We start from the raw sequence: 14,142 nt of genomic DNA, 5'->3' as shown, positions 1-14,142 counted from the left end.
GGTATTTATTACTGACTCAGTAAATAGGCTCCTATAAAGGTAATAAGAATTTGATGGATGCTGTCCTATCCACGATTAGCCACCTGTGCTTTATGGTAATGAAGATCTAAGGCATCTTGAAAAACATCTATGCCCTATTTAAAAAATACCTGCTCAATAGGAATGGGCTTTAGCCTAAATCTAAGAGGCAAAAAGATCAAATTTACCATAGGAAAGGGTGCAAAATACCCTTCTATTTTTAGGATTCCATATGCTCCAAAAAAAAGAAGGACATTTAAAAATGTCCTTCTTTTCCTTAAAGTCCTCACAAGCCCTACTTAGGACAAAGCATAATTTTCATCGCTACTAATGCCTGAATGGCCTGCTTAGAACAACCCATAAACATTCGCATTTATCGCCAAATTAATCAGTAGCCAAATACAAAGAGCTGGCTCCACTAAGGGCTACATTCCATGAAGGAGATACATTTCCTCCGTTTCCATAATCAGAAAAAGCAAGCACACGACCTCCACCATTTCCAATCTCTGCAATATAAACCGTGCCGGAATTGGTATCATAAGCCACATCAATGGGGTTACCCATCATGGTGGCAGCACCTGCCACTCTGGTCTGTGCAGACATCCCGATAGTTCCTCCATCCGAGGTATTGTTGAAGGTGTTGCTGAAATCTTCAATTAGATGAAATCCTCCATCATCTTCTGTATTTGCAGCATCACCGATATCCGTCATCACCATCATGTCCTTCATCGCATCATAGGCCAGCCCATGCGTACGAACAATTCCTTCAATAGTAACTCTTTTTGAGGCTTGAAGCATGCCATCGGTAGTGTTTGAGGAAAAATTAGTAAATACTGCCAGGTCAGCAGTTTTATCTACTACTGCAAATAGGTCGTCACCAATAAATTCAATTCCCCAGACAGCAAAATCAATATCAAAAGTATTCTTTAACATCAAGTTGCTGCCGGATTTTGTATAGACGAAAAACTGATTTTGCTGATTGTCAGCAATTACCACAGTATTTCCGTTTACCGCCATGGCCCTTGGATTCATTAGATCTGCAGCACTGGAACCTCCCAAGTTTAAAGCTAGTGAGGGATTCATCAAAACACTGGAAACATCAGCATATACATTTACTTGAAGTGCACTCCTAGAAGCCACAATAAGGTCATCATTACCCTCATCGTAATGAATGCCCTCATTTCCTGCAGAAAGCGTAGTAAGCATATTCATTTCCACCCTTCCATCTTCTTCAAACTCATAGGTATTGATATCGCCACTGGAATTGCTGGTTACAAACAAGGTAGCCCCCTGCTTATCAATATCCATCATTTCATCATCTTCACATGAAACAAAAGCGAGCAAAGAAAAGCTAAGTAAAGCTTTAAATAGGTTAGAATTTTTCATCTTATTTTTTTTTAGTTAAAGAATAGTGCGTATTTATCACCTTTGAAAACCTACCTACGTAAAAAAGAAGACGATTGGATTCAACTGATTTTATTTTTTATGGATCCAAGATTAAAATCCAAAATCAAGCGAACAAAAAAATTGATTTGGGTTATACCAAAGAGAAACGAGCAATAAACCTTTTTTTTAGGGGGTCAATATGCTCCGTTGCTTAAGATAAAACCCATACGCAAGGCCTATAACCTGATGCTTAAACTCAAATCTTTGCCTGTCAAAAGGTTGCCACCCGTGGCTATTATCATTGAAGCCTCTCAGGCTTCAAGACTTAAAACTAAGCCAGATTCCAAAAAATAGCTACTCAATAGGAATGGGCTTTAGCTCATTATTATAGCAGGTAATACAGCATCCGGCTTTAGCCAAAATTTAGCTAACAAAAGTATTAATAGGAAATTGAACTATACCAAAGGGAAGATGGCTGCAAATTATTTTATTTTAGGGGGGCAATATGCTCCGATTTACTGAAAAAGAAAACCATTCCCCATTCTAACCCTAAACCCCAAGGCAACGATCTGGCCCCTGAGCCTGTGGTCCCTGAGCGGAGTCGAAGGGTGCCGAAGGATTCCAGCCGTCAGAATTCTTGGTAATTTCAATATTCGTGTAATTTGATCCTATGATCGATTTATCTGGCTCATTATTGTAGAATCCGTTATTTTATTATCCTCTGCTAATAAAAGCGCCTTACTTAATACAATAGATAAGCCTCTATCACCTTCAAATGGAATAAAAACTTTATCAGTAGAATTTTCTGCAGATCGTGATGGGACAATACATAAATATTGATCATTTGGCTCCATTAAAATATTACCACTACCAATATGGATTTTATAAGTTCTAAGTTGACCTTTAATCATCAAGAATTTGCCATCAATTTCCGCTTTATCCCTTATTTTTTTTAGGCCAGGAAGCAATCTTTCCAAAATAGCTTTTCTAGTTTTTGCAATTTCCGTTAAGTCTCCGAAAGAGTATGATGTCCAGTAGTCCCGGTTTGTTTGTCTTTCTCCGTTATTATCCATCCATTGTGGATCATTCCCTACACTACCTACTCCTACAAACATATCTACATCACGCATTATTTCCGTGAAAATGATTTTTGGGACATCAACCAACTCCATTACCTCACCGTTTTCTTTAGTAAATTTTATTTGGTCAGATGATATATAGAGCCAAATACCCGTATCATTCCAACTCTCGTCTTGACTTAATTCATCAATCCAAAACTGGGCTTTTATCTTAAATTCTGGTAAATACTTTTCGCATATTTCATTATCTCTGCCATCATCAAAAGCACCTAATAGTGAATATTTCCACCCTCTCAGATTAGCCAAGGAACTAAATTGATGTTGCTTTAAAATATGAGCTGCCATTCTATTGGAATAGGTACGTGTATTCACTTCTGCATCTGTAAGTATATAAATTTCTCTGAATGCTTGTTTTATTGGCTGTTTCCATTCCAGTTCCATCATTTTTTCCCGCCAGGCAATAATGGTTTCTTCATCAGAATATACCGGATGCCAGAGTTTTACAGTTGTTTCTTCATCAATCCAATTTATTGATTTATGCTCTTTAGAATACCATTTACCATTAAGGGTTATGGCATCGGCAACCATATTTCCTTTTGTAAAAATCCATATTAACTTTTCGGCTATTGGAGCAACTAAGCCATGCTCTAAATAATACTTCTCAAATGATACAAAATCCCAGGTCCTATCTAAAATAAATTGATTGTCTATTCTTTGTTTCTGTGCACTGTATACCTTCTGAATTTCTTTAATTTCCTTTCGGATATCACTAAGTTTTTTAGATAAAGCAGTACTCTTTTTAACTAAACTGGGCACACTTTTAATTGGTAGACCATCCGGCTTGAGCCACTGTTGGCTTACTTTCCTTCCTTCAATAAATATCTTTAGTGAATAGCCATCAAACTGAATTATTTTTTCCCCTTTTACAAGATTAAAATCGGGCACAGCCATCTCCTTTAATTCCTCAACCGAAACATTATATTTCTTGGCCCCTTCTGTTAAATGATTGTCAATCGTCTTTTTTACATTGTTTTGTCGAATTTTAAGTTTAAGCCGAGACAAAGCTCCTAATCCATCTTTACCTCTCATATTTCCTAAAACGTAAACACATGCATTTCCAATGGATGCCGCGGCTGGCCCTTTTCCTGGGATTTTTAAGTACGTCTTTTCACATAGTTTACTGAGTATTCGTATGGTTTCCTTATCAGAGAACCGTTCTACTGTCCAAACCATCCCCTTAATAAATTGTTGGCTGGGATTACACAAGAAAACGGTCTCAACATAATTATAAACCTGACCATTGTATTCATGTGTGGTACTTTCGTTAAAGGGATTATGATTTAATGGAGTTTCTAGCACTCTGTGTGCTATTTTTTTGAATGACTCTAGGCCTATTTTGTCTTGAAGTTTGGCTACTTCTTGACTAAATTTCTTTGAGGGTTTAGAACTGGTAACATTCGAGGCTAAATAGAAGATTTGATCAATTGCATCTCTATTTTCTTTGACAGAATTAATAATTTCATTTACTTCATTTCCGATATCATTGGTTTTTAAACTAAATACTGGAATATTTCCTTCCTTTACCAACAAGGCTCTTAATTTTTTAGTGGCCTTTCCCATATCACTACCAAAATATTGTTTATTTGAGGTATTTTTAAACTCTTCCCATTCCAATGCTTCATTTATAAACGAAGTAAGGGTCTTGGATCGCTCATTATTCTTTAAATAATATTCAATTTGTTTTATCGCATGATTAATGGGAAAATCATGAAAATAGCCATTATTATTCCTTGATATTTTATCTGAACTTTCTTTAAAGCTTCTCAATAGTTCAATCCACTCATGTTCATTATAATTTAATTTTCTACGCAGTAAGCCGCTTTGTATAGCAAATGCAATAGGCCTGCCAAAATAGTTTATATCATCACTGTTAAATGAATTCCTACCCTTAGATTCAGTAAATTTTATAGAAAAACAACAGATGATATCTGTGAGTTTATTAATAAGAACTTTTTGTTCCTCTTCTGATAATTTTTTTAAATTTTCATATTCTTCAATTCTTGATAAATCATTGGCACTATAAACATAATTAACTTTATTATGAATAGCGGAAATGAGCTTTTTAAGCTCATTATCATCATTTTGTGATTTTATAATTCTTTTAAAAAAATTGAACATCTAATTCTATTTTTATTACCCTCCAACCATAGGAGTTAATTTAATAAATGAAACATGAGTTGACTCGTCAACTAGAAATCTCTGTTCCAGACTATCTACTTGTTCGTCATCTACCAATATGAAAAACCCATTATTTCTAAAAGCTTCGAGTGCAACATATAGCTGTTTTTCCCGATCCAATTTAATGACTTTTTTCCTGTTTAAACGTTTTTCCATGTCATGTGGCAAAACAAGGCCTTTCTGATAATTATTTACATCTTGCTCATATCGCTGTATCTCCGAATTTATTCGGGCTTCTATAAGCTCTAACACAGTTATATATTCCGATTCAAATTGAAAGGATATTTCATGCAAAATATGACCAGCCGCACTTTCATCTGTGACTTTTAAAGTATTCATTTTATTTATTTAAAATTTTAAACTAATCTAACCGATTTTAGGATAGCACACTACTTTCATTAAACTGTCCCGATCCCCTACTTTGTTAATACCTATAAAGATAATAATAAGATGCAAACTATCATCCACTGACAGATACGGAATATTATTCTTGTAATAAATCAGGACAGAACCTTAGTTCCTTAAATTACCCTCTCAATAGGAATGGGCTTTAGCCCATTTTTAAAGACGGTTATACGGCATCCGGCTTTAGCCAAAATCTAGCTAACAAAAGGTTTAATATTGAATAGAACTTTGCCAAAGGGCAGATGGCTGCAAACTATTTTATTGTAGGGGGTCAATATGCTCCGTTTTTATTCATTACTCCTCTCCCAACAAAAAAATTCTCAATCTTCACTTCATATGCCGGTTCATATTCATGAATAATTTTCTAATCTATGACTGTACTAAGCTTAACATCCTTTTCAAGCTTTGGTCTCCATTCTTCTTGTCTTGACATGGTGTCACATAATTTCTCATGAAAATATACTTCGTACCAAATTTCCTTATGAAAACTACAAATATTTTCAAATACCTTCTCAGAATGAATCATCAGCTTCATTATAAATTCATCTTTAGGATCTCTGTGGTTGTTAATTACTTGACTAAGTCTTATTGGTGTAATATTAATATCCTGAGCAAAGTGATTTCTTGTTGAATAAATGGTATCTACATATACTTTTAGGAAATCAGCAAAGTGATTTTGATCATCATACATTGGTTGCTCAATATATGCCTCCATTTTTAATTTCAGCTGCATGAGTTTTGCTCGAATAATATGCTCTTTAGACAAATTCTTCATTCTCATTAATCGTGCTTCCATTAATGATGCAGCTTCTGATGCTCGCTCTTTCTTTGAATTGTACCTTGAATCTAATCCATATTCAGCATCTGCAATATGATCCTTATTAGTTTTACTTTTCATGGTCATAATGATTAATTAAATCCAAAATTTCAGGCACTTCTATACTCAAAGTCATACCCGTTAATTTCATATTGTATTTGTCAATATAATGTTGGGCAATATGACTTTTTGGCCTTAAAGATACGCAGGCATATTCAGCATATTCCTTAATTGCGATTTTAGCTGCGTACGCGATTAAGTTTCCAGCTATTCTGTCAAACTGTTTTTCTTTTCCTCTATTACCTTTTGAAACTGTTAAAAGTCTAATGTGCACTCGCCACTCTTCTGGGATATTTTCTAAGGATATTAACCCTAAAATTTCACTTGTTCCTGATAGCTGTAACTTATATACTTCATGGGCTTTTTCTTGTTTCCAGTCAAAGAAAAATCGACTCTTCCTAAGCGTTTTATAGTCACCATCTTCTACGGGATCTATCTCAACTGTATGACTTTTCCCTGAAGAGGTTTCTATTACATTCATACGATCAATATACGAATTTATTAACCAAAAATGGAAACAATATGGAGTAAGTATCCATTTTTCGGAAATATAAATGGGCCGTCAAAATGTAGTTACGGAATTGTCGAATTGCGAATGCATTCTTGTTTGGAAATAAAATAGTAGTCCAGCCCCTGACACATAATGAATAATACCCTTAGGTCCTTATTCAAGACATTAAGTAGCTTTCCACCTTATAAAAGCGCTTGTTAAACCCACTTTGGGGTTGAAGAATTCTGGGGTTCTTACCTGTCCACGGATGCCACCCGTGGTTATTGTTATTGAAGCCCCTCAGGCTTCTCGGCTTGAAATCAAGCACCCTTTATAAAAATACCCACTCAATAGGAATGGGCTTTAGCCCATTTTTAAAGACGGTTATACGGCATCCGGCTTTGCCAAAAGAAAAGCAGGTATAGCGAGGGATTTAATAGGTTTCGTTTTAATAAACCGAAATAGGCTGAAATAGCTAAAAAATCAATCTTAAGTAATAACCTACTCAATTTCTATTCTTTCTTTCGAAAACAACTCACGGTACCATTTATCCAACTTATTATTTTTAAAAACAAACAGATAAAATTCGTCATTTTCAAAATGGTCCCTATAAGATAAAACCTCAATTTCAATGGGGCCTTCCAATCGCTTTTCAGCAATCTTATAGTCGCTTCCTAATATCTGGGTAACTTCCTCCTTCGACATACCCAGTTCAAGCGCATTCATTTTTGCACTTGTCATATTTGCCATCTGTAAAGAAGCACAGGAATGAAGCAATACTATTAGAAAACCTGAAAGAATAGTATTTTTAAAAATTCTTAGGTACATAATTATTGTAGGGTCTTGGTTTGCAATTATACCACTATTATTATAGGTTAATACAAATAATTTTTCATCCGAATAATTCATTAACGCTAAGTCCTTATAGACTTTATTTTACGAAATGCTAATCGAATTCTGACGGCAGAAAATCATTCTTCTCCTTTTGCCAATTCGCTAAAATTATTTTTAACTTGGATATTTCTTCCGAAAATTTTACATTTTCCACTTGATTGACAATTTCTAAAGGATCGTTTTTAATGTCATAGAAAAGATACTCATCTGTTCCTTCTGGTCTTTCTTCAGAACGGTAGTGTCGTATCAATTTATATTTTTTTGATGTTACAGATCGTTTTAAATCGGACAATGCCCCAAACATAAATTCATTAATAATGGTAGAATCTCCCTTCAAAATTGGTAAAAAGCTTTTAGTCTCAACTGTTTTAGGTATTTCTATCCCTACAATATCACATATTGTAGGGTACAAGTCAGAAAGATAAACATAGGCATCTGTTTTTACATTTTCAGATATTCCTTCTCCTCTAATAATTAAAGGCACGTTTAAACTGTGTCGGTAGAAACTCATCTTACCTAGCAGTCCATGATGTCCAATTGCCAATCCATTATCGGAAGCGTAAATAACAATTGTGTTTTTTTCTAAACCATTATCATCAAGTGTTTTTAAAATGCGTCCTATTTGAGTATCCATGTGAGAAATCATTCCATAGTAAAGCGCGATTTCATTTCTAACAGAATCTACGTTTCTAGGAAAAGGCAATAATTTTTCGTCTCGTATAGTTTTGTACCCATCCTCATAAGGATATTCTGAATAAAAATTAGCAGGCAAGGGCACTTCCATAGGGCTATACATCTCTTTATATTCCTGAGGAGGAGTTCTAGGGTCATGTGGAGCAGTAAAGGCCACCGTCAAAAAGAAAGGACTTGATTGTTTTTCATTTAAAAATCGGATAGCAGCATCTGCATACAGCTCAGAACTAAAGCCCGTTATTGTTGAATCATTTTCTTCAAAGGTCTTAGTGTGAGACCCCATACCACCATAAGAAATTCTTGATAAAATATCTATTCCCCATTTTTCAGGTTTACCATAAGCATTCCATTTACCAGTCCAAAAGGTTGTATAGCCATTGTCTTTCATTGTTTGTGGCCACTTTTGCAAACTTTCATTTCCAGAACCCGAATATCTTGGAAAAAAGCTATTATGAGTGAGTGAACTCGAACCAGTCAATAAAGAGGCCCGGCTTGGCACACAGGTTGGGGTTTCTGTAAAAGCTTGAGTAAATGTTGTTCCCTCCTGTACCAATTTGTCTAAACTAGGTGTTTTGATATATGGGTTTCCCAATGCATTTATCAGATCCGCTTGATGATCATCCGAGAGGAGCAACAGTATATTAGGTTTTGATTCGTTTTTTTCTTTTGTATTACAGCTAGTCGCAATAATTGTTAAAAAAATAATTACCAACCTATAATCACTAACTTTCATTTTTCTTGATTAAAATATTTGCTAAGGTGATTTGATTTCTGCACCTAAAAATCGTTCGTTGAATGTATGTCGTTTATACTTCAAATCTAAGCATAAATTATATGAGGTGTTGAACGAATCCTGCTAAGGCATGAAACGGGAAGTTTTACCTGCACTAATTACATAATACATTCAACCTATAACCAGCGCCTTAATCTTTGAATAAAATACAAACAATCATTGAAAAAAGTTGTGAAATATTCCCTATTTTATTTACTGCTTATAAGGTGTTTAAGATAGAAAACCCTTACGAGTAAAAAGCCCCAGTTTCTTTTTGTCCGCTAGGCTTTAGTAGTTGAAGCCCCTCAGGCTTCTTCGGTTTGAAAATAGCCCATATTTCTAAAATTACCTACTCAATAGCAATGGGCTTTAGCCCATTTTTAAAGATGCAATACAGCGTCCGGCTTTAGCCAAAATCTAGCTAACAAAAGGTTTAATATTGAATAGAACTTTGCCAAAGGGAAGATGGCTGCAATTATTGTATTTTAGGGGGTCAATATGCTCCGTTTTATGGAAAAAGAAAACCACTACTTAGGAAGCTTTAATCTCAATGCTATAAACTGGCCCCTGAGCCTGTCGAAGGGTCAGCTGTCAGAATGCTTAGTTATTGGTCCACTTGCTCTTCCCTTTAGGTATGTTTCAGGCGTAAAAATAGCTAACTTACTTTTCTTATAATCTTTTACGTTTCTTGTAAGTATGATTTTTATTTCCCCATTTTCTATGGCTGAAAAGTTTTGTAGTGCGTCTTCAAAATCTCTGAATTTAGAGTTTAACGCGCCTAAAACAACTTCTTTATCCATTAAGGTTATATCAATAATATTCAAAAGTTGCTTAATTTTTTCAATTATGATTTCGTGTTTTGCCGTTTTTCTAAGTAAATAATAAACGTTACATATAATTACTGGCGTGGTATATCCTTTAATTTGATCAGATTCGCAAAGGTTAAGAATTTCTGTGGCAAACCCAGCAAATGGCTCACGATCAAAAAAGAAATCTAAAATCACGTCAGTATCTATTAGAATTTTGTCCATTTATGAATACTTCTTCTCTAATCTGTCTCTAAGTTCCTTTTTGTAATCCATATCAGCTTTTGGCATTTTAAAAGATCCTTTTAATGACTTAACAATTGGATTAAGCTTCTTATCTTTTTCCTTTTGTTCTTCTTTAGTAAGGATTTTCAAGTAGTTTTCAATTATATCTGATAAACTACGATTCTGATTTTTTGCATATTCCTTAGCCCTTTTGATAACCTCTTGCTCAATGGTCAGTGTCAATTTAGTATTCATATCAGAATAGTTTTTGTTTACTCAAACACAAATATAAAAAGAATTCAGTTGCACGTGTTTATTTTTTATTAAAAACACTACTGACATTCTTTACTTGTGCTGTAGAGTACCCCCAGATCCCCTACTTTATTAATACCCATAAAGAAAAGAAGAAGCAATCTATCATCTACTAAAATATTGTATTTGTTCAACCCTTCTCAGGGTTGCAAATTTGATGGATGCCTTCCTATCCACGGGTTGCCCACCCGTGGTTATTGTTATTGAAGCCCCTCAGGCTTCTTCGGTTTGAAACCAAGCCCTATCTATAAAAATACCCCGGCTGGGTGTAGAATCCTCTACACCCTTTTATTCCTAACTTACTTTGAAGTCGAAATCTTTTATATGCCATTTGCAATGGCTTCTGAAGCCCCCCTTTATGTAAACAAATGGACAAAATGTTGAATACTGTACTGAAATTTGAGACCCCATCCTAATCAACAATACACTCGGGCAGCATTCATTCAAGGATAGACTATTTTTAGTTATGGGAGAGGCTTATCAAATAAGAGATCAGGAAATCGAGCCTGCCTGAGGCAGACAGGCATGACAAAATCTTCAGGCAAAAAAATGATTATTGTAGCGAGATTCCACCCCGATAAACCGGGGCAAGTTCTGACCATTAAAAAACAATTATAAACAGATGAAATTATGCTGGATTAGAAGGTTTGATAACCGTGGATCATTGGTAATTCCGTCCATTTCCAATTGCAAATTGGAAAGGATAGAAGGGTGTTTTGCAAACCTACACCCAGCTCACGAAGACATAAACTACACCTAGGGGGGGACTTTCGCAAGTAGGCGAGAAGCCAGCAATAAATTATATACGGTGTTGTAAATAGTACTTTGTCTTTATTTAGTGATTGTCAGAGCGTAACCATTTCATATGTTGACAAATTCCCTCTAAATCAGGATATATGGTTCCAGCATTAATTCCTAACCTGTTTAAATTCGTTTTTATTTGTTTTCGTATTGAGTAATGAATTTTAACTATTTCTAAATTTTCAGGATTCCAAGGCTCATAAGGATTAGGATGCACAGTAAATAAACCTCCTTGTGATATTATACGAGCATCCCAATGTTTCGGAATAAATCTTTTTACTTCTTCTATTTCAAAAGGGTCAAAAGTTGAATCCAAATTAGCAAGTCCTTTAGGTTTGTGAATATAAATAGCAGAGAATTCAGAAGATTTTATATCAAAATCAGAAAAAGGATGCTCTACCGCAAAATATACACTTGCTAAAAGGTTTTTAGTCCAATCTAATAGTCTAGTTGGTAATCCGTGATGTTGCCCAATAGATAATAATTCGATATTGTCGTCTTGATAATCTTTAGTGAATGGATAGGAGCGATGTTTGAAAATCTTTAAAGCTTTTTTTTCTTCTCTGATGGTTATATTTTCTCCTTTACGTTTAAGTCTACCAATAGAAGGAGTTAGTTTATATTCAGAACTTTTTACACCTCTAAAAATTAAATTATTAGATGATTCTGAATACTTTTCTAAAAAGAAATAAAAATCTTTAATTGAATGTATTTCCATTTTTTTTGTATTATTTAGTAGAGTATAGCCTGATAGCCTAACCTATTTAATTACCTATAAAGATAATAATAAGCAGTAAAGAATCAGCAATCTAACGTGTAAGGAATAATATCCTAATTCTATTCAAGACAAAAAAGAGCTTTCTATCTTAAAGGCTATTCCAGCTCTAAGGCTCCTGTTCAACCCTTCTCAGGGTTGCAAATTTAATGGTTCCTTCTTTATCCACGGGTTGTCCACCCGTGGTTATTGTTATTGAAGCCCTTCAGGCTTCTAAGGTTTGAAAATAGTCCCTATTCCTAAAAATACCTACTCAATAGGAATGGCATTAGCCCATTTTTAAAAGCGGCACTACCGCTTCCGGCTTTAGCCAAAATCTAGGTAACAAAAGGGTTAATATGGAATTGAACTTTGACAATAGGAAGCATTCTTACGCTTAAGGGACCTTCACCCATAGTACCGGATAACCTTTTGGCCTATATTAACCATTAAAGGCGCACACACTACATACAGACTAGAATGTTCCAATCGTCAGAATGCTTAGTTATTGGCGGCAGTATTTTATATTATTTGTTTTATGGTGCTCATTGGAAGGAACATTTTCTCACTATCTGGCAGTTGTTCAAAACCATATTTTTTATAAAACTTGACCGCAAATTTATTAATTGGGTCTACGACAACAGCCATAGCCCCGATGCTTTCTTCGGATAATGTAAATGCCCTAAATAATGCATCTAAAAGTAAATGCTCTCCTAATCCTGTTCCTTTTGCAGTTATGTCTCTTGCTAGTCTTCCGAGTAAAATGACTGGAGCATTGTAATTTTGAGGAACTTTTTTTATATACTTATCAGGAATCTGCTCTCTCCCAAGACTTTCGCTCGATAAGGTGTAATAGCCAATTACATTATTATCATTGGCTATTGCAACAAAGCAAATTGCAAGCTTTTTCTTTACATCCTGACTAACTTGTTTTTGGATATAATTGGTTAGTTGTTGCTCTTCACATTCAAATGCCTTTCGGTTATGGGTCTTATCTAATATAGATATGTCCAACTTCAGCCTTTTTGTGATTTGTATCTTTTCGCGGCCATAACCAAGTTTTGATTAGGTTTTGAATTTCCGAATACGGCATCAAAGAATACTTTACGGTCTTTTTCTGTAGCAATAATTCTGTCATTTTTTGCCACGATTTCTTCAGCTTTTTGCTTAACTACTCTTACAATAAAGCTGCTGAATGATTTGTCTCCGCTTAGTTTTTGTGCTCTTTTGAATATTCTTTTGTCCGTAGAGGTCACTCTTAACTCAATCCGTTCGTCTTTACTTATCTCTGCTTCCATGACGTATTATATTTTTTCAAATGTACGGCAAATCCCCGTACAAAACAAGTTTTTTCAATACCCAAGTAGAGTATCCCCTGATAGGCTACTTTATTAATACCTATAAAGATAATAATAAGAAGCAGAGAATCAACAAACTAACAGGTAAGGAATAATACCCGTATTCAAAATCAGGACAAAAAGCAGCTTTCTATCTTAAAGGCTATTCCAGCTCTAAGGCTCCTGTTCAACCCTTCTCAGGCTTGCATATTAATGGATCCTTCTTTATCCACGGGTTATCCACCCGTGGTTATTGTTATTGAAGCCCTTCAGGCTTCTTCGGTTTGAAAATAGTCCCTATTCCTAAAAATAGCTACTCAATAGGAATGGGCTTTAGCCCATTTTTAAAGATGCAATACTACATCCGGCTTTAGCCCCGGCTGGGTGTAGAATCCTCTACACCCTTTTATTCCTTACTTACTTTGAAGTCGAAATCTTTTATATGCCATTTGCAATGGCTTCTGAAGCCTCCCTTGATGTAAACAAATGGACAAAATTTTGAATACTGTACTGAAATTTGAGACCCCATCCAAATCAACAATACACTCGGGCAGCATTCATTGGCAATTCATTCAAGGATAGACTATTTTAAGTTATGGGAGAGGCTTATCAAATAAGAGATCAGGAAATCGAGCCTGCCCGAGGCAGACAGGCATGACAAAATCATCAGGCCAAAAGATTTTTGTAGCAAGAGTCCACCCCGATAAACCAGGGCAAGTTTTGACCATTAAAAAACAATTATAAACAGAAGAAACTATGCTGGATTAGAAGGTTTGATAACCGCGGATCATTGGTAATTCCGTCCAATTCCATTTGCAAATTGGAAAGGATAGAAGGGTGTTTTGCAAACCTACACCCAGCTCACGAAGGCATTAACTACACCTAGTGGGGGGGAACTCATACTTTTCGGACTAAATTAATGTTTAAAAAGTGTAATAAGATTAATTTTGGCAAGGATATAGCTATTTTTTATATACATGTTGAACTCAACCTCCGGTAGCTAAAGGTTTACCATTGGTATATTGCTCATCAACAAACTCTTATAATGATGAGCA

The 14,142-nt window shown here is 35.1% G+C and carries 12 protein-coding genes; all 12 read right to left on the bottom strand.

Annotated elements, in window-relative coordinates:
* Positions 1-402 precede the first annotated feature (402 nt).
* A complete protein-coding gene (locus Q4534_RS14880; RefSeq protein ID WP_303613940.1) occupies positions 403-1,404 on the bottom strand; it encodes a hypothetical protein in 1,002 nt (333 codons plus the stop codon).
* 668 nt (positions 1,405-2,072) lie between these two features.
* Complete coding sequence (locus tag Q4534_RS14875) at positions 2,073-4,661, bottom strand: DUF4132 domain-containing protein (RefSeq protein WP_303613939.1); 2,589 nt, start codon at positions 4,659-4,661, stop codon at positions 2,073-2,075.
* Positions 4,662-4,676: 15 nt separating this feature from the next.
* On the bottom strand, positions 4,677-5,060 hold the full coding sequence (locus tag Q4534_RS14870) for a hypothetical protein (RefSeq protein WP_303613938.1): 384 nt from the start codon (positions 5,058-5,060) through the stop codon (positions 4,677-4,679).
* Positions 5,061-5,490: 430 nt separating this feature from the next.
* Positions 5,491-6,024, bottom strand: coding sequence for a hypothetical protein (locus Q4534_RS14865; protein ID WP_303613937.1), 534 nt, complete (start codon positions 6,022-6,024; stop codon positions 5,491-5,493).
* Complete coding sequence (locus Q4534_RS14860; protein ID WP_303613936.1) at positions 6,014-6,484, bottom strand: N-acetyltransferase; 471 nt, start codon at positions 6,482-6,484, stop codon at positions 6,014-6,016. The genes Q4534_RS14865 and Q4534_RS14860 overlap by 11 nt, the downstream gene beginning before the upstream one ends.
* A 510-nt stretch (positions 6,485-6,994) precedes the next feature.
* Positions 6,995-7,321: a hypothetical protein gene (locus tag Q4534_RS14855; protein ID WP_303613935.1), complete on the bottom strand. Its 327-nt coding sequence runs from the start codon at positions 7,319-7,321 to the stop codon at positions 6,995-6,997.
* Positions 7,322-7,439: 118 nt separating this feature from the next.
* Positions 7,440-8,813 carry a sulfatase-like hydrolase/transferase gene (locus Q4534_RS14850; protein ID WP_303613934.1) on the bottom strand — a complete coding sequence of 458 codons (1,374 nt, stop codon included), beginning with the start codon at positions 8,811-8,813 and terminating at the stop codon, positions 7,440-7,442.
* Between the two features lie 623 nt (positions 8,814-9,436).
* A complete protein-coding gene (locus tag Q4534_RS14845; protein WP_303613933.1) occupies positions 9,437-9,883 on the bottom strand; it encodes a PIN domain-containing protein in 447 nt (148 codons plus the stop codon).
* A complete protein-coding gene (locus tag Q4534_RS14840) occupies positions 9,884-10,138 on the bottom strand; it encodes a DUF6364 family protein (RefSeq protein ID WP_303613932.1) in 255 nt (84 codons plus the stop codon).
* Positions 10,139-11,030: 892 nt separating this feature from the next.
* Positions 11,031-11,714 carry an FRG domain-containing protein gene (locus tag Q4534_RS14835; RefSeq protein ID WP_303613931.1) on the bottom strand — a complete coding sequence of 228 codons (684 nt, stop codon included), beginning with the start codon at positions 11,712-11,714 and terminating at the stop codon, positions 11,031-11,033.
* A gap of 558 nt (positions 11,715-12,272) precedes the next feature.
* Positions 12,273-12,764 (bottom strand): GNAT family N-acetyltransferase, encoded by a 492-nt coding sequence (locus Q4534_RS14830; protein WP_303613930.1) that lies wholly within the window; start codon positions 12,762-12,764, stop codon positions 12,273-12,275.
* Positions 12,765-12,766: 2 nt separating this feature from the next.
* Positions 12,767-13,048 (bottom strand): DUF1778 domain-containing protein, encoded by a 282-nt coding sequence (locus Q4534_RS14825; RefSeq protein WP_303613929.1) that lies wholly within the window; start codon positions 13,046-13,048, stop codon positions 12,767-12,769.
* Between the last annotated feature and the right edge of the window lie 1,094 nt (positions 13,049-14,142).

The sequence above is a fragment of the Cyclobacterium sp. 1_MG-2023 genome (assembly GCF_030546805.1).
GTDB lineage: Bacteria > Bacteroidota > Bacteroidia > Cytophagales > Cyclobacteriaceae > Cyclobacterium.
This window is presented reverse-complemented; position numbering and strand designations above follow the sequence as displayed.

Coding starts and splice junctions, on each gene's coding strand:
- Q4534_RS14840 (WP_303613932.1), bottom strand. CDS start 10,138: ATGAATACTAAATTGACACTGACCATTGAGCAAGAGGTTATCAAAAGG.
- Q4534_RS14865 (WP_303613937.1), bottom strand. CDS start 6,024: ATGAAAAGTAAAACTAATAAGGATCATATTGCAGATGCTGAATATGGA.
- Q4534_RS14825 (WP_303613929.1), bottom strand. CDS start 13,048: ATGGAAGCAGAGATAAGTAAAGACGAACGGATTGAGTTAAGAGTGACC.
- Q4534_RS14845 (WP_303613933.1), bottom strand. CDS start 9,883: ATGGACAAAATTCTAATAGATACTGACGTGATTTTAGATTTCTTTTTT.
- Q4534_RS14855 (WP_303613935.1), bottom strand. CDS start 7,321: ATGTACCTAAGAATTTTTAAAAATACTATTCTTTCAGGTTTTCTAATA.
- Q4534_RS14875 (WP_303613939.1), bottom strand. CDS start 4,661: ATGTTCAATTTTTTTAAAAGAATTATAAAATCACAAAATGATGATAAT.
- Q4534_RS14850 (WP_303613934.1), bottom strand. CDS start 8,813: ATGAAAGTTAGTGATTATAGGTTGGTAATTATTTTTTTAACAATTATT.
- Q4534_RS14880 (WP_303613940.1), bottom strand. CDS start 1,404: ATGAAAAATTCTAACCTATTTAAAGCTTTACTTAGCTTTTCTTTGCTC.
- Q4534_RS14860 (WP_303613936.1), bottom strand. CDS start 6,484: ATGAATGTAATAGAAACCTCTTCAGGGAAAAGTCATACAGTTGAGATA.
- Q4534_RS14870 (WP_303613938.1), bottom strand. CDS start 5,060: ATGAATACTTTAAAAGTCACAGATGAAAGTGCGGCTGGTCATATTTTG.
- Q4534_RS14835 (WP_303613931.1), bottom strand. CDS start 11,714: ATGGAAATACATTCAATTAAAGATTTTTATTTCTTTTTAGAAAAGTAT.